Annotated in this window: 18 protein-coding genes; 8 read left to right on the top strand and 10 right to left on the bottom strand. The window is 75.0% G+C overall.

The window, feature by feature from the left end; all coding sequences use genetic code 11:
- Positions 1 to 286 precede the first annotated feature (286 nt).
- Complete coding sequence (locus ACTT8P_RS17680) at positions 287 to 1,456, top strand: NADH:flavin oxidoreductase (RefSeq protein ID WP_442832613.1); 1,170 nt, start codon at positions 287 to 289, stop codon at positions 1,454 to 1,456.
- Positions 1,457 to 1,521: 65 nt separating this feature from the next.
- Positions 1,522 to 3,048: a carboxylesterase/lipase family protein gene (locus ACTT8P_RS17685; RefSeq protein ID WP_442832614.1), complete on the top strand. Its 1,527-nt coding sequence runs from the start codon at positions 1,522 to 1,524 to the stop codon at positions 3,046 to 3,048.
- On the opposite strand, the gene ACTT8P_RS17690 is transcribed toward ACTT8P_RS17685, so the two are convergent.
- The 4 genes from ACTT8P_RS17690 to ACTT8P_RS17705 all read right to left on the bottom strand — a co-directional run bounded on the left by ACTT8P_RS17690 (position 3,045) and on the right by ACTT8P_RS17705 (position 7,008).
- Entirely contained in the window at positions 3,045 to 3,608 is a 564-nt protein-coding gene (locus tag ACTT8P_RS17690; RefSeq protein WP_442832615.1) for a hypothetical protein, read from the bottom strand. The two genes, ACTT8P_RS17685 and ACTT8P_RS17690, sit on opposite strands and share 4 nt — an antisense overlap.
- A complete protein-coding gene (locus ACTT8P_RS17695) occupies positions 3,556 to 5,055 on the bottom strand; it encodes a PTS transporter subunit EIIC (RefSeq protein ID WP_442832616.1) in 1,500 nt (499 codons plus the stop codon). The genes ACTT8P_RS17690 and ACTT8P_RS17695 overlap by 53 nt, the downstream gene beginning before the upstream one ends.
- Before the next feature lie 16 nt (positions 5,056 to 5,071).
- Entirely contained in the window at positions 5,072 to 5,998 is a 927-nt protein-coding gene (murQ, locus tag ACTT8P_RS17700) for an N-acetylmuramic acid 6-phosphate etherase (protein ID WP_442832617.1), read from the bottom strand.
- 107 nt (positions 5,999 to 6,105) lie between these two features.
- Positions 6,106 to 7,008 carry a MurR/RpiR family transcriptional regulator gene (locus ACTT8P_RS17705; RefSeq protein WP_442832618.1) on the bottom strand — a complete coding sequence of 301 codons (903 nt, stop codon included), beginning with the start codon at positions 7,006 to 7,008 and terminating at the stop codon, positions 6,106 to 6,108.
- 66 nt (positions 7,009 to 7,074) lie between these two features.
- On the opposite strand from ACTT8P_RS17705, the gene ACTT8P_RS17710 reads away from it, so the two are divergent.
- Positions 7,075 to 7,458 (top strand): hypothetical protein, encoded by a 384-nt coding sequence (locus ACTT8P_RS17710; RefSeq protein WP_442832619.1) that lies wholly within the window; start codon positions 7,075 to 7,077, stop codon positions 7,456 to 7,458.
- A complete protein-coding gene (locus ACTT8P_RS17715; protein ID WP_361156307.1) occupies positions 7,455 to 7,733 on the top strand; it encodes a DUF4031 domain-containing protein in 279 nt (92 codons plus the stop codon). Before ACTT8P_RS17710 ends, ACTT8P_RS17715 begins: the two co-directional genes overlap by 4 nt.
- Here the strand turns inward: ACTT8P_RS17715 and ACTT8P_RS17720 are convergent.
- Together ACTT8P_RS17720 and ACTT8P_RS17725 are read right to left on the bottom strand one after the other, a co-directional pair.
- The gene (locus ACTT8P_RS17720; protein WP_442832620.1) at positions 7,715 to 8,791 is read right to left on the bottom strand and encodes a GNAT family N-acetyltransferase; all 1,077 of its coding nucleotides are present in this window, start codon (positions 8,789 to 8,791) and stop codon (positions 7,715 to 7,717) included. The two genes, ACTT8P_RS17715 and ACTT8P_RS17720, sit on opposite strands and share 19 nt — an antisense overlap.
- A gap of 10 nt (positions 8,792 to 8,801) precedes the next feature.
- Positions 8,802 to 9,542 (bottom strand): HD domain-containing protein, encoded by a 741-nt coding sequence (locus ACTT8P_RS17725; RefSeq protein ID WP_442832621.1) that lies wholly within the window; start codon positions 9,540 to 9,542, stop codon positions 8,802 to 8,804.
- 47 nt (positions 9,543 to 9,589) lie between these two features.
- Between ACTT8P_RS17725 and ACTT8P_RS17730 the strand changes: the two genes are divergently transcribed.
- The gene (locus tag ACTT8P_RS17730; protein ID WP_442832622.1) at positions 9,590 to 10,267 is read left to right on the top strand and encodes a maleylpyruvate isomerase family mycothiol-dependent enzyme; all 678 of its coding nucleotides are present in this window, start codon (positions 9,590 to 9,592) and stop codon (positions 10,265 to 10,267) included.
- Positions 10,268 to 10,354: 87 nt separating this feature from the next.
- A complete protein-coding gene (locus ACTT8P_RS17735) occupies positions 10,355 to 11,044 on the top strand; it encodes a copper homeostasis protein CutC (protein ID WP_442832623.1) in 690 nt (229 codons plus the stop codon).
- Between the two features lie 112 nt (positions 11,045 to 11,156).
- On the opposite strand, the gene ACTT8P_RS17740 is transcribed toward ACTT8P_RS17735, so the two are convergent.
- The gene (locus tag ACTT8P_RS17740; protein ID WP_442832624.1) at positions 11,157 to 13,205 is read right to left on the bottom strand and encodes a HelD family protein; all 2,049 of its coding nucleotides are present in this window, start codon (positions 13,203 to 13,205) and stop codon (positions 11,157 to 11,159) included.
- Between the two features lie 331 nt (positions 13,206 to 13,536).
- Between ACTT8P_RS17740 and ACTT8P_RS17745 the strand changes: the two genes are divergently transcribed.
- A complete protein-coding gene (locus tag ACTT8P_RS17745) occupies positions 13,537 to 13,734 on the top strand; it encodes a hypothetical protein (RefSeq protein WP_442832625.1) in 198 nt (65 codons plus the stop codon).
- A gap of 31 nt (positions 13,735 to 13,765) precedes the next feature.
- On the opposite strand, the gene ACTT8P_RS17750 is transcribed toward ACTT8P_RS17745, so the two are convergent.
- Entirely contained in the window at positions 13,766 to 15,412 is a 1,647-nt protein-coding gene (locus ACTT8P_RS17750; protein WP_442832626.1) for a DNA repair helicase XPB, read from the bottom strand.
- Between the two features lie 183 nt (positions 15,413 to 15,595).
- Between ACTT8P_RS17750 and istB the strand changes: the two genes are divergently transcribed.
- Entirely contained in the window at positions 15,596 to 16,816 is a 1,221-nt protein-coding gene (gene istB, locus ACTT8P_RS17755) for an IS21-like element helper ATPase IstB (protein WP_442832674.1), read from the top strand.
- Here the strand turns inward: istB and ACTT8P_RS17760 are convergent.
- Both ACTT8P_RS17760 and ACTT8P_RS17765 read right to left on the bottom strand, forming a co-directional pair.
- Entirely contained in the window at positions 16,794 to 17,015 is a 222-nt protein-coding gene (locus ACTT8P_RS17760; protein ID WP_442832627.1) for a hypothetical protein, read from the bottom strand. The genes istB and ACTT8P_RS17760 overlap by 23 nt on opposite strands.
- Positions 17,016 to 17,391: 376 nt before the next feature.
- Positions 17,392 to 20,109 (bottom strand): helicase-associated domain-containing protein, encoded by a 2,718-nt coding sequence (locus ACTT8P_RS17765; RefSeq protein WP_442832628.1) that lies wholly within the window; start codon positions 20,107 to 20,109, stop codon positions 17,392 to 17,394.
- Positions 20,110 to 20,122 lie beyond the last annotated feature (13 nt).

A 20,122-nucleotide genomic window follows, 5' to 3' on the forward strand; every position in this document is an offset into this window, starting at 1 on the left:
CACCGTTGGCCGCCGAGACGGCGCGGCGTGCTGGCGAGGCGCGAGCGCGTCCCGTGATGCCGGGTGCCGGATGGCCGACCTCGGAGGCGTTGGGCCTGGGCCCCCGGCTTTCTGGGCCGCTCGCTCGCTTCTTCCCCGTGCTGGAGCGCCCTTGAGGCGGGTCGTGGAAGCACGACACTGACAAAGAAGCGAGTGGCCCCGACGGCCACTGTGAACCGGGTCACGGACCGGAGGCGGCAGGAATGCCGTGAGCGGAGGGACCGGTTGTGCGGAAGGCGCGTGTTGTATGCGCGTGCACTTATCGCCACCGCCCGGTGCCACCCCCCAAGGAGCCCCCGTGACCGACGTCGCCGCCCGAGCCGCCGAGATCCTCGCCCGCCCCACCGTCATCAACGGCCTGACCGTGCCCAACCGCATCGCGATGGCCCCGATGACCCGGATGTTCTCGCCGGGCGGCATCCCCGGGCAGGACGTGCGGTCGTACTACGCGCGCCGCGCCGCCGCCGGCGTCGGACTGATCGTCACGGAGGGGACCTACGTCGGGCACCCCTCCGCCGGGCTGAGCGACAGCGTGCCCCGGTTCCACGGCGAGGAGCAGCTCGCCGGCTGGGCGAAGGTCGCCGACGCGGTGCACGCGGGCGGCGGTACCATCGTGCCGCAGCTCTGGCACATCGGCACGGTCCGCGAGGAGGGACAGGCGCCCTACCCCGACGCCCCCTCCCACGGCCCCTCCGGCCTGCGCATCGGCGAGGACGAGCCGACCGCCACGGCGATGACCCAGCAGGACATCGACGACGTCGTCGCCGCGTTCGCCCAGGCCGCCGCCGACGCCGAACGCATCGGCTTCGACGGCGTCGAGATCCACGGCGCCCACGGCTACCTCGTCGACCAGTTCCTGTGGTCCGGCACCAACCGCCGCACCGACGCCTACGGCGGCGACCCGGTGGCCCGGACCAAGTTCGCCGCGGAGATCGTCGCGGCGGTGCGGGCGCGGGTGTCGGCCGACTTCCCGGTCATCTTCCGGTACTCGCAGTGGAAGCAGGACGCCTACGACGCCCGGCTCGCCGAGACCCCGCAGGAGCTGGAGGCGGTCCTCGCCCCGCTCGCCGCGGCCGGCGTCGACGCCTTCCACGCCTCCACCCGCCGCTACTGGCGGCCCGAGTTCGACGGCAGCGACCTCAACCTGGCCGGCTGGACCAAGAAGCTGACCGGCAAGCCCGTCATCACGGTCGGCTCGGTCGGCCTGGACGGCGAGTTCGGCCAGGCGTTCCTCGGCAAGGGCGCCGAACTGCGCGGCCTGGACGACCTGCTGGACCGCCTGGAGCGCGACGAGTTCGACCTCGTCGCCGTCGGCCGCGCCCTGCTCCAGGACCCGCACTGGGCCGAGAAGGTCCTCGCCGGCCGCTTCGCCGAACTGGCCCCGTACGACGCCGCGTCGCTGAAGACCCTCAGCTGAGCCGGCCGCGCCCGGCCGCGTAGGGTCCGTGAGATCACCAGCCGGCAACCAGCGAGGAGTGATCGATGACGGACATCCAGACCGGCGAGGCCGTGGTGCGCACCGCCGCCGGTGCGGTGCGCGGCCGCCGCGAGGACGGCCTCACCGTCTTCCGCGGCGTCCCGTTCGCCGCCCCGCCGGTCGGCGCGGCCCGGTTCGCCGCCCCGCGCCCGCCCGCGAAGTGGGACGGCACCCGGGACGCGTACGCCTTCGGCCCGCCGCCCCCGCAGGACCTGCTCGTGCCGGGTCAGCGGGGCCCCGGCTCCGGCGACGGCGACTGGCTGACCGCCAACGTCTGGACGCCCGACGCCGACCCGGCCGCCCGCCGCCCGGTGCTGGTGTGGATCTACGGCGGCGCCTACAAGCTCGGCCACGGCGGCAGCCCCGGCTACGACGCCCGGCACATAGCCACCGACGGCGACCTGGTCGTCGTCACCTTCAACTACCGGGTCGGCATGGAGGGCTTCGCCCGCATCGAGGGGGCGCCCGCCAACCGGGGACTGCTCGACCAGGTGGCCGCGCTGGAGTGGGTCCGGGAGAACATCGCCGGCTTCGGCGGCGACCCCGAACGGGTCACCGTCTTCGGGGAGTCGGCCGGTGCCGGTTCCATCGCCGCGCTGCTGGCCATGCCGAGTGCCGCCGGACTGTTCCGGCGGGCGATCGCGCAGAGCGTGCCGGGCACGTTCTTCTCCGACGAACTGGCCCGGGACATCGGTGCCGCCCTCGCCGCCGAGGCGGGCCGCCGCCCGACCGTCGCCGACCTCGCGGCGGTCGATCCGGACCGGCTGGTCGGCGCCGGGCAGACCCTGGCCGCCAAGATGCTCGGGTACACCGACCGGTGGGGGCAGGCCGCGCCGACGGTGACGCCGTACTCGCCGGTGGTGGACGGCGAGGTACTGCCCGTGCTGCCGTGGCAGGCGCTGGCCGCCGGGGCGGCGCGCGACGTGGACCTGGTCGTCGGGCACAACCGCGACGAGTTCCGGCTGTTCATCGCCCTGGCCGGACAGCTCGGGCAGATCGGCGCGGAACGGGCGGCGGCCGCGCTGCGGATGTACGCCCCCGGCGGCGCCACCGGAGCGGCCGCCTACCGGGCCGCCTTCCCGGCCGCGAGCGCCGGGGAACTGTATGAGAAGGTGCAGACGGACTGGCTGTTCGCCGTGCCGACGATGCGGCTGGCCGAGGCGCATCTCGCGGGCGGCGGCCGGGCGCACGCCTACGAGCTGACCTGGCCGGCCCCCGGCAGCGGCGGCGGCCTCGGCGCCTGCCATGCCCTCGACCTGCCGCTGCTCTTCGGCACCTTCCGGGCGGACCTGGGCGCCCTGCTGTTCGCCGGGACCGAACCCGACGCGACGGCGCTCGCCCTGTCCGCCCGGTTCCGCGCCTCCTGGACCGGGTTCGCCCGGACCGGCGACCCGGGCTGGCCGGCGTACGACACCGAGCGCCGGCTGGTGCAGGTCCTCGACGCCGAGCCCGCCGTCGTGCCCTACCCGGAGGAGAAGACCCACCGCCTGTGGGAGGGCCACGAGATCACCGCACTGCCGCTGCTCGGCTAGGGCATCGGCTCGATGTCCAGCCGGGCCGGCGTCCCCCACACCCGCAGCACCTCGTAGTCGGTGAACTCGTGGACCAGCCGGTAGGCCGGCGCCGGGCGGGGGCCCCGGCGCTCGGCCGCGAGATACAGCTCGGCCTCGCGGCGGTCGCGGCGCGGGGTGCCGCACAGCTGCCACGCCTGGCCGTTCCACGCCTCCGGGAGCCAGCGCTGCTGGGGCTGGGGGCGCTCGTCGCGCATCCCGTACCGGGACTGGACCGGCTCGGCGGGGCGGGGCCGGCCGGGGCCGCCGCCGTACTCGGCGCGGCGGGCGGAGCGGCGCCGGGTCTCGCACAGCAGGCACAGGTCGGGGGCGGCCTCGTCCACCGGCCCGTTCGGATGCTCCGGGCAGCGGGTGCTGGGCGCGGCGCTGCCCGCGCTCTCCTCCAGCAGGTCCAGGGCGCGGCGCAGATCGCCCCGCATCTCGTGCAGCTTGGCGTCGGGGGTGTCGGTGCTCAGGGCCTCGCCGTGCTCACCGAGGAGACGCAGGGCGCGGCCCAGGGCGGTCAGCTGGGCGTGGTTCATGTCCTTCAGAATCGCACACCGCACTGACAACGCCCGTCCCGCCGAGCCCGCCGAGCCCGCCGAAGAGACAGGTGGCCGCGAAGCCGACGACGTACCCGGTCAGCAGCCCGCCGCCGTACACCGCCGCCACCACCGCCAGTCCCCGGTCGCCGGCGAGCAGCGGGAACAGCGCCCAGCCGGACGGGCCGATGGCCGTCGCCCCGACCTCGGTGCCGAGCATCGCGAACAGTCCGACGAAGGCGCCGCCCGCAGCCCCGCCCACGCAGGCGGTCAGGAAGGGGCGGCCGAGCGGCAGGGAGACGCCGTAGATCAGGGGTTCGCCGACGCCGAGCAGTCCGGCGGGCAGTGCCGACCTGATCGTCGTGCGCAGCGAGGTGTCGTGGCGCAGCCGGACGTACACCGCGAGCGCCGCGCCGACCTGGCCGGCGCCCGCCATCGCCAGCAGCGGCAGCAGCACGGTGTGGCCCCGCTGCTCGATGAGGGTGGTGTGCAGCGGGATCAGCGCCTGGTGCAGACCCAGCATGACCAGGGGGAGGAAGAGGCCGCCGAGCAGCAGGCCGGCCGCCGCGCCGGTGGTCGTCAGCAGCCAGGTCGCCGCGGTGCCGACGGCGGACGCCACCTCGCCGGCCGCGTACATGAGGACGTACAGCGTGGCCAGGCCCGCGACCAGCACGGTCAGGGTCGGGGTGAGCAGTACGTCCAGGGTGCCGGGGAGCCGGGCGCGGCACCACTTCTCCACGTACGTGCCGAGCAGCGCCGCCGCCAGCGCGCCGAGCACGCCGCCCTGCCCGGGGACCAGCGGCGCGCCGAACGCGGTCACCTGCGCCACCCCCGGATAGACCACCACGGCGGCGACCGCGCCGCCCAGCACCGGCGTGCCGCCGAACTCGCGGGCCGTGTTGTGTCCGACGAACACCGCGATCAGCGCCATGAAGGCGGCGGACAGCGCGGTGAGCGCCGGGGTGAGGCCGGGCAGCAGCCGCAGGTTGCGCAGCAGCCCGGCGGCGCCCGCGAGCAGGCCGCAGCCGATCAGGGCCGGGATGAGCGGCACGAAGACGTTCGCGATCCGCCGCAGCCCGGCCTTCAGCGGGGTGGCGTTGCGCTCCTTGTGCCGCGCCTTCAGCTCGGCCCCGCGCCGGGCCAGCTCCCCGGCCGTGTCCCGCTCGCCCGGCAGCAGCGCCTCGAACGCCGCCGCCACCCGCCCGACCACCCCCGGGCCCAGCACCACCTGGTACGACGCCCCGTCCTCGACCACCCCGAGCACCCCGGGCAGCGCCCGCAGCTCGGCGTCCCGCACCCGCTCCCGGTCGGCCAGGGTCAGCCGCAGCCGGGTCACGCAGTACGCGACGGAGACGACGTTCTCGGCGCCGCCGACCAGCGGTAGCAGGGCGGCGGCGATGGCGTGGGGGTCACGGGGACCACGGGAATCACGGGGCTCGGGGTGCACCCTCCGAGCCTGCGGCTCACCCCCGCGTCGCGCCCAGCGCGGCACGCAGCCGGCCGCTGGAGTCCTCCAGAAGGCGGGCGGCCGTCGGGCCGTCCACCCCGGCCAGCAGAATCAGCACGGCCTGCTTGACCTCCCCGCCGGCGGCATCGAGCGCCCGCTCGATCTCCGCGTCCCCGGCCCCCGTCGCCAGCGCGACGATCCGCCGCGACCGGGCCCGCAGCTTCTCGTTCGAGGCCCGTACGTCGACCATCAGATTCCCGTACGTCTTGCCCAGCCGGACCATCGTGATCGTCGACACCATGTTGAGCACCAGCTTCTGTGCCGTGCCCGCCTTCAGCCGGGTCGAGCCGGTGATCAGCTCGGGTCCGGTGACGACCTCGATGCCGTGCTCGGCGGCGGCGGCCAGCGCGCTGCCCGCGTTGCAGGCCAGCCCTACGGTCAGCGCGCCGAGCGCCCGCGCGTGCTCGACGGCACCGACGGCGTACGGCGTCCGCCCGGAGGCCGACACCCCGACCACCGTGTCGTCGGGGGTGAGGGCGAGCGCGTCGAGATCCGCGCGGGCCAGCGTGGCGGAGTCCTCGGCTCCTTCGACGGAGTTCACCATCGCCTCCGGCCCGCCCGCGATCAGCCCGACCACCTGCCCCGGCGCCGTATTGAACGTCGGCGGACACTCGGACGCGTCCAGCACGCCGAGCCGCCCGGCCGTCCCGGCCCCGGCGTACACCAGCCGCCCACCCCGCCCCATCCGCCCGGCGATGGCGTCAATGGCGGTGGCGATCTCGGGCACCCGGGCCGCCACGGCGGCGGCCACCTGGGCATCCTCCCCGTTCATGAGCCGGGCGAGGTCGAGCGTGGGCAACTCGTCGATCTCGGCGAACTCCGGCCGGAAGGCTTCGGTGGACAGACCGTCGAGCTGGGACCGCAGGTCAGGTGTGGAGGTCATGGAGACTCGGCTCTTTTCGACTCAGGCGGAGGTGACGTACGTCAGGGGCGCGGGGAACTGCGCGACCAGCCACGACGAACCCGCAGCCGCCCACGCACGCTCAACCCCTACGATCTACCGCGCCGCCCCCCATGCCGATGAGCCAACGCCTCATACGACGCCGACAACGCCGGCCCCGCCAAGTCATACCTCCGCTGCGCCACCCCCACGAACAGACAGTCCACCACCAGCAACTGCCCCGTCCGGGAGGACATCGCCGCCGGCCGCAGCTCACTCTCCCGCGCCGTGGACGTCGTCAGCACATGGTCGGCGTACTGCGCCACCGCCCCGTCCGGCCGCCCGGTGACCGCCACCGTCGTCGCCCCCCGCTCGAACGCCACCCGCAACGGCTCGATCACGTCCCCCGTCGACCCGGACTGCGTGACCGCCACGGCGACGTCCCCGGCTCGCAGCTGCACCGCGTTCGTCACCGCCAGGTGCGGATCACTGTGGGCGTGCGCTATCAGCCCGATCCGCAGCAGCTTCTGCACCAGGTCCTGGGCGACCAGCCCGGACGCCCCGATCCCGTACACGTCGGTGCGCCGCGCCCCGGCGAGCGCGGTCACGGCCGCCGCGAGCTGCCCGGTGTCCAGTCCGGCCGCCGTGTCCGCGAGGGTCTGCTGCTCGTCGTAGGCGAGTTTGGCGACGACGTCGGCGAGCGGGTCGTCGACCGCGATGTCGGTGGTCAGGGCGGGCGCCCGCCCGGACTGCTGGTGCGCGGCGAGTCCGGCCAGCGCGAGCCGCAGGTCGCGGTAGCCGGGGTAGCCGAGCAGCCGGGCGGTGCGTACGACGGTCGCCTCGCTGGTGCCGGTCAGCTCGGCGAGGCCGGTCACGGTGAGCGCGGCGCAGCCCGCCGGGTCGTGCGCGACCGCCTCGGCGACCCGCTGCATGGAACGGGTCATGGACGGCGCCAGGGTGCGCACCTTGGCGGCGAGCGCGGCGGGCGGCGGCGGCGTGAAAGTTCCCGTCACTTTGTCGGGCACGTATGAAAGGTATTTTCATTCCGGGGCCGGGTCAACAGCGCGCACAATGGGGTCATGGACCCCATCAGCCCCCTGGAACAGGCGTTGCACGCCGCACGCGCCCTGGTCCTCGCCGATCTCGTCGCGGGCGAGGTCGCCGAGGCGGACGTCGTCTCGCTGGTCGAGGAGTCCGTCGCGCAGCGGCGGTGGTGGGTGGAGCAGTGGCCGGACGGGGCCCCGTTCGTGGCGGGGCTGGTCGCGCAGGACGTGCAGGACGCGCTGCTGGAGCGGTACGGCCGCTGGCCGCTGTGCCCGGTGTGCGCCGCCGGCGACCCGCACGCCCTGGAGGTGGCGCCGGAGCTGGGCGCCGACCCGCACTGGGTGTGCTCCGAGGCGGGCGTGAAGGTCGCCGCGGTGGGCTCGCTGGGCTCGGTCATCGGCGGCCCGGCCGCCCCGTGAGCGTCTACATCGACCCGCCGGCCTGGCCCGGCCACGGACGCCTGTGGTCGCACCTGGTCAGCGACGTCTCCTACGACGAACTGCACACCTTCGCGCGCCGCCTGGACGTGCCCCGCCGGGCCTTCGACCGCGACCACTACGACCTCCCCGCGCACCGCTACGCGGACGCGGTGCGGGCCGGCGCCCGGGAGGTGAGCAGCCGCGAGGTGGTGCGGCTGCTGCACGGCGCGGGGCTGCGCCGCCGCAAGGGCCGGGGTCAGCCCCGCAGTTCGTAGGCGACGTACTCGTCGTCGCGTGCGACCCGGGTGAAACCGGCCCGGCCCAGTACCGCCCGCGAGGCGTGGTTGTCCGGTTCGACGACGGCGAAGACGCGGCTGACCTCGGGCCGGGCCAGCGCCCGCGCCGACAGCGCGCGCAGCGCCTCGGTGGCGTAGCCGTGGCCGCGGGCGCCCTCGACGAGGTCGTAGCCGACCTCGACCCGGCCGTCCTCGTCCGGTACGCCGTGGAAGCCCATCGCGCCGACCGTCAGCCCGTCCGTGCGGCGCACCAGCGCGTACATCCCCCACTCGGGCCGGTGCACGCCCCCTTCGTACGCCTTCACCACCAGGCCGGCGCCCTCGCGGGTGCCGTCGATCGGCCCGCCCTCGAGCCAGCGGAAGCCGCCGTCGCCGCCGAGGGCGAGGTCGCTGGCGGCGGCGGGGGTGATGCCCTCCAGGGTGAGCCGTTCGGCGTGCACCACGAGGTTGTTGCACCACTTCCAGCCGTCCACCGGCGGCCGGCCCGGCAGTTCGCCCCGCCCGGTGGCCCACAGCAGCGTCCGCCAGGCGTCGGCGGCGGGCCGCACATGCGGGAAGATCCGGGTCAGGACGTACCCGCACAGCTCGGCGGACGGCTCGTACGCCACCCCGAGCCCGGCGGCCATGTCGTGGGTGTGCAGCAGGACTTCGGCGACTCCCATGGCGGCGAAGCCGTCCCGGTCGGCGTCCCGGAAGGGGTACGGGTGGAAGGCGCGGACCTCGCGGGGGGTGCTGCGGACGGTGGCGGCGAGCAGCGCGCCGGTGGTCCGGACCACCTGGAGCACGCCCTCGTTGCCGGTGCCCTCGTCCAGGGCGAGCTCGAAGGGGACGTACGCCTCGGTGGCCCGCCCGGCCAACTGCCCGGCGTAGGCGAGCAGATCGCTCGCGACATGCGTCGCCGTCTCCCGGCAGCTCCACTCCAGCCGCCCGGCCCGCACCGCCGCCCAGTCCCGGTCCACCGCCGTCCGCAGCGCCGCCACGGCGCCCGCGACGGCCGCCTCCACCTGTTCCGCGCCGAGTTCGCCCGTGTTCCGCATGGCGGGCAGGCTACGGGGCCGGGGAGCCGCCCGGCGACGGCATTTCCGGATCGGTCAGCTCGGTCAGCCCGGCTGGCCCGGTCAGCTCGGCCAGTTCGCCGGTGAGGTTGTGCCGGGCGGCCGCCGCCCACTCCCGCTGCCCGTGCGGGGTGCGGAACAGCCGGGGCAGGCCGAGGAGTTGGCGCAGGACGGCGGCCCGGCCGGTGCGGAAGGCGTGGTCCGGCACGAAGTGGTACTCCCGGCGGACGGCCGCGGTGTAGGCGGCGTACCCGGCGGGCGGCGCGGCGAGGATCGCCAGGTCGGCGTCGCACAGCACCTGCCCGTCGCGGTCGTCGTCGGCCGGGTCGTGCGTGACGGTGAGCCGGACCAGCCGGGCCACCTCGGCGGTCTTCGCATCCGGCAGACCGGCCTCGCGCAGTGCCCGCTCGGCGAGCCGCGCCGACCGCTCCTCGTTCTCGGACCGCTCCGGCCGGTACACGGCGTCGTGGAACCACGCGGCGAGGCGGACGACGTCCGGGTCGGCGGCGTACTCCGCCAGTACGTCGACGTGGTCCAGGACGGCGGTCAGGTGCGCGACCGTGTGGTAGTGCCGCTGCGGTTCCTGCCAGCGGGCCAGCAGGTCGGCGGCGTACGGCGCGGCGTCGGGCCCGGCGGCGTCCGCGCCCCGGGCCCCGGACAGGGCGCGGGCGAAACGGACGCGGAGGGCACGGAGGGCACGGAGGGCATCGATATCGGCATCGGCATCGGCCATGCCGCCATTCTCCCGCGACCGGGCCCCGGCCCTCTAGCGTGGCCCGCATGACGACACCTGCCGATGTGCACGACGTACGCGACCCCGAACTGCCGGGCCGGCTGCTGGCCGCCGAGCGGGACGCGCTGGTGCCGCTGCTGCGGTCCCGCGCCGAGGCGGACTACGCGCTGCCGGTGCCGGCCTGTCCCGGCTGGACCGTCCGGGACGTGCTGGCGCACTGCTCCGCCGCGCTGGCCCGGGTGGTGGAGAACCGTTTCGAGGAGGGCGTCTTCTCGCCCGAGTCCAACGACCGGGACATCGCCGAGCGGGCCGACTGGAGCAACGAGCGGATCGTGGCCGAACTGGAGCGCGGCATGACGGAGGCCGGGCCGGTGATCGCGCGGGCGGGCGGCGCGCTGGACCGGCTCGCGCTCGGGGAGTGGGTGCACGCGGGCGATGTGCGGGTCGCGCTCGGGGTGCCGGAGGCGTACGCCGGGCGCGTACTGCCGGAGGCGCTGGCGCTGCTGGCCTCGGTCACCGCCGGGCTCGGCCATGTCCCGCTCCACGCCGACCTGGACGACGTGGACGAGCCGCTGAAGCTGGGGGAGGTGAGCGGCGCGCGTCCGCCGGGCCGGTTCATCGGCGCCGCCGCCACCCTCGTACGGCTCTACGCGGGGCGGCCGGTGGACGGCGCGGCCTATGAACTGGCCGGGGTTCAGGAGCGGGAACTGGACATCTTCGGGTGAGGTGATCGGCGTAGCCCCAGGGTGCGGAGGCGCAGGACGCTAGTCTGTGATTGGACTAGACCTGTAGCCGCCGATGAATGGGGCCCTATGAGCAAGCGTGCAGTCCTGGAGGTGATCGCGCTCGACGTCGAGGACGCGGTCGCCGCCCGGGCCGGAGGCGCGGACCGCCTCGAACTGGTCACCGACATGGCGGCCGACGGACTCACCCCGTCGGTCGCCACCGTCACCGCGATCCGCGCCGCCGTCGACATCGACGTACGGGTGATGCTGCGGCTCGCGGACGGGTTCGCGGCCGGGGACGTCCAGGGGCTGGTGCGGGTCGCGGGGGAGCTGCGGGAGGCGGGCGCCGACCAGTTCGTGCTGGGGTTCCTCGACCCGGACGGGGACGTGGACCTGGCGGCGGTGGAGCGGCTGGCGGCGGTCCTCGACGGGTGCCGGTGGACGTTCCACCGCGCCATCGACCGGGCCGCCGACCGGGGCGCGCTGCGCAAGCGGCTCGCGGACTTTCCCGGCCTGGACACGTATCTGACGGCCGGGGCGGCGGGCGGGGTCGACGCGGGTCTGGACGTGCTGGTCGCCGAGGGGCGGCGGCAGGGGGAGCCGGGGTACGAGCAGCAGTTGCTGGTCGGCGGCGGACTGCGGCTGGAGCATGTGCCGACGCTGCTGGCCGCGGGGATCGACGGGTTCCACATCGGCGGGGCGGCGCGGCCCGCCGGGTGGGGCGGGCCGGTTTCGGCGGAGGCGGTCGCGCAGTGGCGGGCGGTGTTGGGCACGTAATCCGCAGGCCGCCAGAGGCGGCACGGGTGGGCGATGGGGGTCCCCCGCTCGAGCGCAGCCAAGAGTGGGGGGAGGCACCCCGTAGGCGCCGGGCCGCGCCCCCCACCCGGCGCTACGCGCTCAACTGCTCCGGCAACGGAGCCGCGTGCGTCACGATCAACCCCGACACCGCCCGCGTCAGGCACACGTACAGCCGCCGCAGCCCGGTCCGCTCGTCCGGCTCCCCGGCCACCACCGCACCCGGCTCGTCCAGGACCACGTGGTCGTACTCCAGACCCTTGGCCAGCGAGGCGGGAACGAGGGTCAGCCGGACCCCCGCCGTGGTCTCCGCACCCGGCGCGAGATGGCCGATCCCCGCCGCCGCCAGCCCCCGCGCCAGCTCCGGCACCCGGGCGTCCGCGCAGATCAGGCCGACCGACCCCGCCCGCTCCAGCAGCTCACCGCAGGCCGCGACCGGGTCTCCGGCGTCCCGGATCTCGAAGAAGCCGGGGTTCTCCCGGATGGACGCCACCGGCGTCAGCCCCGGCGCGATGTACGGCAGCAGCCGCGACGCGTACCCGATCACGTCCGTCGGTACCCGGAAGCCGGCCGTCAGCTCCTCGACCACCGCGCCCTCCTTGCCCAGGTGGGCCAGCGCCTCCTGCCAGCTGCGGGTGGCCCACGGCGTGGTGCCCTGCGCCAGGTCGCCGAGGACGGTCGCGGAGCCGGTGGTGCAGCGCCGCCCCACCGCCCGGTACTGCATGGGGGAGAGGTCCTGCGCCTCGTCCAGCACCACATGCCCCAGCGAGTGGGTCCGCTCGATGAGGTCGACCGCCTCGTCGATCAGCACCGCGTCCGCCGCCGACCACTTGGCCGTCTTCACCGACCGGTACGGCTTCGCCCACAGCACCGCCTTCTGCTCCTCCGCGTCGAGCAGCCCCTCGGCGTGCGCGGCGAGGAACTCCGGCTCCGACAGCAGCCGCAGTACGAGCTTGGCCGGGTCGACGGCCGGCCACACCGCCTTCACGCACGCCTTGACCGCCGCGCTGCGCGCCACCGCGTTCTGCACCCGGTCGTCCGGCGCCTCACCGGCCCGTTCCATCTGCACCAGCACGGCGTGCGCGATCCGCTGCGGCAGCGCCTCGCGGGCCGCGCCGTACCGGATGTCCCGGTCCAGCAGCTCCCGTACCAGCTCCGCCACCTCGTACGCGGCCACCCGCCAGCGCCGCGAGCCGCGCACCACCATGACCGGCTCGACGGGCATCGAGACGTGCGAGTACAGCGCCCGGCGCAGCACCTGGGCCATCCGCGCGTCGCCCTTGACCACCGCCGTCGCCGCCTCGTCGGTGCCGCGCGCCTCGACGTGCGCCACCAGGTCGGCCACGGTCGCCTGCCGCACGGTCAGCTCGCCGAGCGCGGGCAGCACCTGCTCGATGTAGTGCAGGAAGGACTTGTTCGGCCCGATCACGAGGGTGCCGGTGCGGGCGAGCCGCTCGCGGTGCGCGTACAGCAGGTACGCCACCCGGTGCAGGCCGACGGCGGTCTTGCCGGTGCCGGGCCCGCCCTGCACGCACACCGAACCGGACAGTCCGGCGCGCACGATCTCGTCCTGCTCCGGCTGGATGGTGGCGACGATGTCCCGCATCGGACCGACGCGCGGCCGTTCGATCTCCCGCTGGAGCAGCTTGCTGGTGGCCTCGGTCTGAGCCGGGTCGTCCAGCCGCTCGTCCTCGTACGCGGTGATCTCCCCGCCGGTGTAACCGAACCGGCGGCGCAGTCCGACGTCCTTCGGGTCCTTCTTGGACGCCTGGTAGAACGCCTGCGACACCGGCGCCCGCCAGTCGATGACCATCGGGTCGCCGTCCGCGTCGTGCACGTGCCGCCGCCCGATGTAGAAGCGCTCCCCTTCCGCCCCCTCCGCCTGCTCGGCGCCCGGCGCGCGCAGATAGTCGAGCCGGCCGAAGAACAGCGGGGTGTCGCTGAGGTCGGCCAGGGCCTTGACGCGGTCCTCGATCTGCCGTTCCAGGACGGCGGCGTTGACCCAGTTCGCGGTGACGTCGCTGATGTCGAGGGACTCGACGTCGGCCCGCATGGCGCGCAGCGCGGCACGGGACGCGGCGAGGTGGGCGCGCTCTCGGGACAAGGGGTCGGACAGGGGGTCGTCGTCGACGGGCGTGGACAAGGGGGTGCCTCCGGCGGTGCTGTGGGTGGCGACTGCGGATGCCGTCCGGTTTCCGTCCGGACGGCGGCGCTCCACTGCGTGAGGGAGGCGGGCAAGAGCGGAGATTCTAGGGCGGCGCGGCCGACCCGCGCCAATCCTTTTCCGCGCCCCCGCGCCCCCGCGCCCCCGCGCCCCCGCGCCCCCGCGCCCCCCGCGCGACCCTTGAGGGGCCGGGTCCTCCCTGAGGCGTACGCGGCAGCCGGCGGGTGGGCCGCGAGACGGAGGCGGCCGGAGCGGGGAACGGGCCCGGAGACCGATGCCGGCCAGGGGGCCGGCGTCGCACCCTGGACACATGAGCGCAGCAACCGTCTCCCCCACGACGACCGCCCCGGCACCGGGCCGCACGTCCGCTGCCCGGCACCCGACCGCCGCCGTCCACCGCCTGACCTACGCCCTCCGCGCCGTCCGGATCTTCACGGGCGCCGCCTTCGACGTGGCGATCCTCGGCCGGTACGAGGACGAGGCGGCGGGGGTGCGGCGCAGGCGGTGAGCGTCAGGCGATGAGTGCCGGGCGGTGAGCGTCAGGCATCCCCCGCCAGCAACTCGTCCGCGTCCATGATCCGGTACGTGTACCCCTGCTCCGCCAGGAACCGCTGCCGGTGCGCGGCGAAGTCCTGGTCGAGGGTGTCGCGGGCGACCACCGAGTAGAAGTGGGCCTGGTGGCCGTCGGCCTTCGGGCGCAGTACCCGGCCCAGCCGCTGCGCCTCCTCCTGCCGCGACCCGAAGGTCCCCGACACCTGCACGGCCACCGTCGCCTCCGGCAGGTCGATGGAGAAGTTCGCGACCTTCGACACCACCAGCACGTTGATCTCGCCCTGCCGGAACGCCTCGAACAGCTTCTCCCGCTGCGCGTTGGACGTCTCGCCCTTGATGACCGGCGCGCCCAGGTGTTCGCCCAGCTCGTCGAGCTGGTCGATGTACTGACCGATGACCAGGATCTGCTGCCCGGCGAACCGCCGCACGATCGCCTCGGTCACCTTCCGCTTGGTCGCGGTCGTCGCGCAGAACCGGTACTTCTCCTCCGCCTCGGCCGTGGCGTACGCCAGCCGCTCCGACTCGGTCAGATTGACCCGCACCTCCACGCAGTCGGCGGGCGCGATGTAACCCTGCGCCTCGATCTCCTTCCACGGCGCGTCGAACCGCTTCGGGCCGATGAGCGAGAAGACGTCGGACTCCCGGCCGTCCTCCCGCACCAGGGTCGCGGTCAGCCCCAGCCGGCGCCGGGCCTGGAGGTCGGCGGTGAACTTGAAGACCGGGGCCGGCAACAGGTGCACCTCGTCGTAGACGATCAGCCCCCAGTCCCGGGAGTCGAACAGCTCCAGGTGCGGGTAGACACCCTTCCGCCGGGTGGTCAGCACCTGGTACGTGGCGATGGTGACCGGCCGGATCTCCTTGCGGGTCCCGCTGTACTCGCCGATCTCGTCCTCGGTCAGCGAGGTCCGCTTCACCAGCTCGTGCTTCCACTGCCGGGCGGACACCGTGTTCGTGACGAGGATGAGGGTCGTGGACTTCGCCTGCGCCATCGAGCCTGCCCCGACCAGCGTCTTGCCCGCGCCGCAGGGCAGCACGACGACGCCGCTGCCGCCGTGCCAGAAGTTCTCCACCGCCTGCTTCTGGTACGGGCGCAGCGCCCAGCCGTCCTCGGCCAGCTCGATCGGGTGCGCCTCGCCGTCCACGTACCCGGCGAGGTCCTCGGCCGGCCAGCCCAGCTTCAGCAGCGTCTGCTTGATCTGCCCGCGCTCGGAGGGGTGCACGGCCACCGTGTCCGGGTCGATGCGGTTGCCGACCAGCGGCGCGACCCGCTTCGACTTCAGCACCTCCTCAAGGACCGGCCGGTCGGTGGTGGTCAGCACCAGACCGTGCGCCGGGTGCTTGGACAGGGTGAGCCGGCCGTAGCGGTCCATCGTCTCGGCGATGTCCACCAGCAGCGCGTGCGGCACCGGATAGCGGCTGTACTGCACCAGCGCGTCCACCACCTGCTCGGCGTCGTGCCCGGCGGCCCGCGCGTTCCACAGGCCCAGCGGCGTCACCCGGTAGGTGTGGATGTGCTCGGGGGCCCGCTCCAGCTCGGCGAACGGGGCGATGGCACGGCGGCAGTCGCCGGCCAGCTCGTGGTCGACTTCCAGGAGCAGCGTCTTGTCGGACTGGACGATCAGCGGACCATTCACGGGCGGCACCTTTCGCGCGCGTACGGCCGATGACGACGGGACGGCTCGGCCAAACGTCCAGTGTGCCTGATCGGACAGCCTGTCCTACTGGATGTTTTTTCATTCCAACGTGTGGTGTGAATGCACCTTTCCCCGGTCGGCCCCCGAAGATGAGCCACCGTGCCCCCTGTGCAGAACGCTCCGATGCCGACGCTCGGCTACGCCCTGTTCGCCACCCGCTGGTTGCAGGCTCCGCTGTATTTCGGCCTGGTGGCCGCGCAGGGCGTGTACGTCTACAAGTTCTTCAACGAGCTGTGGGTCTTACTCCTGCGCTGCGTGAGCGGACGGGCCAGCGAGACCTACGTCATGCTCGCCGTGCTCAAACTGGTCGACGTCGTCATGATCGCCAACCTGCTGATCATGGTCATCGTCGGCGGCTACGAGACCTTCGTCTCCCGCATCGGCCTCCAGGGCCACCGTGACCAGCCCGAATGGCTGTCGCACGTCAACTCCAACGTGCTCAAGGTGAAGCTGGCCACCGCCATCGTGGGCATCTCCTCCGTCCATCTGCTCCAGATGTTCGTGGACGTCCACCACACCTCCCGGCACGCGCTGCTGTGGGGCACGGTCATCCACATGGCGTTCATCGTCTCGGCGGCGATCCTGGCGTACATGTCCGGCCCGATGACCCGGCGGGCGGAACGCGGCCACCTCCCCGACCAGCAACCGCAGCAGCCGTCGCCGCAGCAGCAGCCGCAGCAGACCCCCGCCCCCGTCCCCTTCCCGGCCCAGCGGCAGGCCACGGAGCCGGTGGCGCCGGTGGCGCCCGTGCGCGAGACCGCCGGGGCGGAGGACCGGGTCCGGGACGCCGGTTTCCCGGGGCGCAAGCTGCTGGAGGACTTCGACGAGAGCCACCCCCTCGCCTTCGACCGGGAGACCGTGGCCCGGCTCGGCAAGCTCGACTTCGTCACCGCCCGGCGCAACGTGGTGTTCACCGGCCCGCCCGGCACCGGCAAGACCCATCTGGCGGTCGGCCTCGGGGTGCGGGCCTGCCAGGCCGGGCACCGGGTGCTGTTCGCGACCGCCGCCGAGTGGGCCGCCCGGCTCGACGCGGCCCGCGCGGCCGGCCGGCTCACCGAGGAACTGACCGCCCTCGACGCCTACCCGCTGCTGATCGTCGACGAGGTCGGCTACACCCCCTTCGACCCGGCGGCCACGGCCCTCCTCTTCCGGCTCGTCGCCCACCGCTACGAACGCGGCTCGCTGATCGTCACCGGGGACCGGCCGCCCGCCCACTGGGACGAGGTCTTCGGCGGCCCGTCCGTCCCCGCGATGGTGGACCGGCTCGCCCACCACGCCGAGCTGGTCCGCATCGAGGGCGACAGCTACCGCACCCGCCGGGCTACCGGAGTCTGGGCAGACTGACGTTGTTGAGCAGCGGTCCCTCCACGGAGATCAGCTCCCCGTTGGCCCGGGTCTCCGCACCCGTGCCCGGCAGCGGACGGGGCAGCGCGGTGGACCGGGGGACGAGCGCGGCGATCACCAGCGCGGCGGCGATGACCAGGGCGCTGAGGGAGACGGCGACGACGGAACGTACGGAGACGGAGGGGTCTGAATCCAGCACGAGGAGGGGCCTTTCGCGGCGGATCGGGCCGGCCCCGGGAGGGGGACCGGCCCGAGGGAGGGACGGGCCGGATCAGAAGGTGACGCCGCCACCGAGGTCGATACCGACCGCGGCGGCCTCGGCGACGAATCCGGTGAGCAGCGCGGCGGTGGTGGTCAGGACGGCGGCGACACGACGAACGGCACGCATCGGGAACTTCCTTTCGTTCGGGTTCGGGACACCCGGTGGCTGCCCGAGCCGGGACGACCCGATGCGGTTTATGAAGAAAGCTCCCTCCGGGGTGGGAAACCCCCGGCGTGGCGGGCATGAACCGCCGCGTACACCCGAAAGTGCGGGCCTGCGCGGGCCGCGCCGGCCGGCGGCGTAACCCGGACGGTCACCCCGCGTCGTCGGCGAGCTCCGCGACCCCCGTGATCCGGTGCAGCGCGAAGGTGCGGACCTCGTCCGCGGTGTGGTCGTACGCCGTCACGAACCCGCCCTCCACCCGCACCGGGGCGATCACCCGCTGACTGGCGGCGCCCTCCGCGTTGACGTAGCCGATCCACAGCGAGTCGCCGGTCAGCACCGCCGCCTGCACGGTGGCCAGCGTCTCGGCGGAACCGGTACGCGGCGGCTCCCCGCCGGTGGGCGCGGCGTCCGCGTCCGGCCGGCGCGGCGCGGTGGCGGCCAGGTCACCGGCCCGGATCGCCCGGATCGCGGCCGTCAGCAGCGCGTCGTCCGGCACCGGCGGCCCCTCCGGGACCGGCTCCGGCGCGGTGCGCGGCGCGGTGCGGCGGGCGTCCGCGCGGGCGATCAGCACATCGCCGCCGGCCGACTCGGCGGCCGGCGCGAACCCCATGCCGCGCAGCCCCTCGAGCAGCGCCGCCGGGTCGGCCCGCGCGGCCAGCACGGTCGGCGCGAGCCGCCGCAGCCCGAGGCCGGCCGCCCGCTTGTCGGCGAGGATCTCGTCCAGCGTCGCGTCGTCGTCGCAGCGGACGTACGCGGAGGCCGCGCCGACCCGCAGCCGCCCGTGCCGCCGGGCCACGTCGTCGATCAGGTACGTCAGCGGCTGCGGCACCGGCGTCCGCGAGTAGCGGGCCAGGAAGGTGTGCAGGTCGGCGGCGGTCTGCCCGGAGTCCAGGGCCCGGCGTACGGAACCGGGCGTGAACCGGTAGACGGTGGCCCCGCCCTTGGACTCGACGTCCGCCATCAGGTCAAGGAGCTCCGCCAGCGGCCGCCGCAGCGGCCCCGGCGCCACCGCCGTCAGATCGGCCTGGAGCAGTACGTGGTCCAGCGGCTCGGGCAGCAGCGGCGCGAGCACCCGGGCGGCGGCGGCCGTCGCGGCGGCCTGCTCGGCGGGCGCCAGTGGCTCGGGCGCGGGCGGCGTGTGGTGGTGCACGGGCAGCTTGGCACCCGGACCGGACGCGTCCCTGTGCCCGGACGCCTCCCCGTGCCCGTGCCCGGACGCGTGCCCGTGCCCGTTCCCGGACGCGTCCCCGTGCCCGTCCCCGGACGCGTGCCCGTGCCCGTTCCCGGACGCGTGCCCGTGCCCGGATGCCTCCCCTTGCCCGTCCCCGGACGCGTGCCCGTCCCCGTGCCCGTGCCCCGCATCCCGCGCGGGCGCCCCGAGCAGCGCCCGCCCCGGTGCCGAAAGCGCGCCCCGGCCGGTCACCCCGAGCAGTTCCGCCTCGGCCAGCGTCCACCGGGCCAGCCGGGCCCGCAGGTCCTCGGCCGCGGGCCGCTCCTCGCGCCGCGGCCCGCGCGGCGGACGCTCCCAGCGCAGCCGGGCCAGCACCGACTCGGCCTGGGGCGCGGCCCCCTCGGGCAACTGCGCCAGCAGCGCCAGCACCCGGTGCCGTACCTCCGGCGCCGCCGACCGGTCCAGCCCGGGACCCAGCGCCGACAGCGCGCGGTCCTTCGCGTCCCGGCCGCCGACCAGCCCGCTGGTCCGGGTGCCGAGCAGCCACGCCTGGGCCAGCCGCGCCCAGCGCTCGGCCGGCGGCGACTCCCGCCACTCGTCGTACGCCGGGGTCGCCGCGTACCGCTCGTCGGCCTCTCCGTCGGAGGCCAGCAGCCCGGCCGCGTAGGCCAGTTCGACCCAGAACGCGGCGACCGGCTCGGCGACGTCCAGGGCGACCGCGGTGCGCTTCAGGTCGCGCACGCTCAGCCCGCCCGCCCGCAGCACCGCCGGACCGCCCTCGTCCCAGTCCTTCAGCAGTTCCTCGACGACGGCCAGCGCCCCCTGCGCCTGCCCGGCGGCGGCGCCGTCCACAGCCTGTGGACGGTAGGTGGCGGCGGGAGTCACCGGCGGCGGCACCGGCGCGGGCGTCCGGTGCGCCCGCCCGGCCCGCAGACGCAGCGCCACCTCGCGGGGCAGCACGACCGTGCCCGGCGCGGTCGGCAGCAGCAGCCCCCGGTCCAGCAGCCAGCGCAGATGCGCCGCCGGATCATGGGTGACCTGCCCGTACGGCGGCCCCCACACCAGCCGGTCCAGCACCTGACGGGACTCCTCGGGCGCGCCGGCGAGCAGCGCGTCCAGCGCCGCCCGGTCAGTGAACAGCGCGGTCAGCGCGTCCACCGCGGACACCGGATCGTGCGTCGAGGGCAGCCCGGCGGCGGCCAGCACCTCCTGCACCCGCCCCGGCGACATGCCCGCCGTGGCCTCCCGCACCGTCGGCCCCAGACCGGTCGGCGACGGGTGCTGCGGCGAGGGCACCAGCAGCTCGCGCGCGGTGCGCACCAGCCGCAGCCGGTCGTCCCCGCCCCACACCAGCGCCTGCTCGCGCAGCACGCCGAGCGCCCGCGGCAGCGCGGCCACCACCTCCGGGTCCCGGCCGTCCCCGGCCATCAGCCCGGACAGCTCCTCGTACGTCGCCGGATCGCCCGCCACGGCCAGCGCCTCGGCCGTCTGGAGCGCGAACCGGTCCAGCCGCTCCAGCGCCCGCACCACCGAGGCCCGGGTGCCGGCCCGGGTGGCGAGCTGGGTGAGATCGGTGGGGACCGGCGTGACGAGGTCGGGACGGCTGCGCAGGAGGGCGGCCAGGGACCCGTCGTCCCTGCCGCGCAGCGCCTCCGCGAGGGACCGGGGTGGAGCGGGCTTCTCCTCGGTGCTCATCCGCCCCACGGTA

This window comes from Streptomyces sp. JW3 (assembly GCF_052216785.1).
GTDB lineage: Bacteria > Actinomycetota > Actinomycetes > Streptomycetales > Streptomycetaceae > Streptomyces.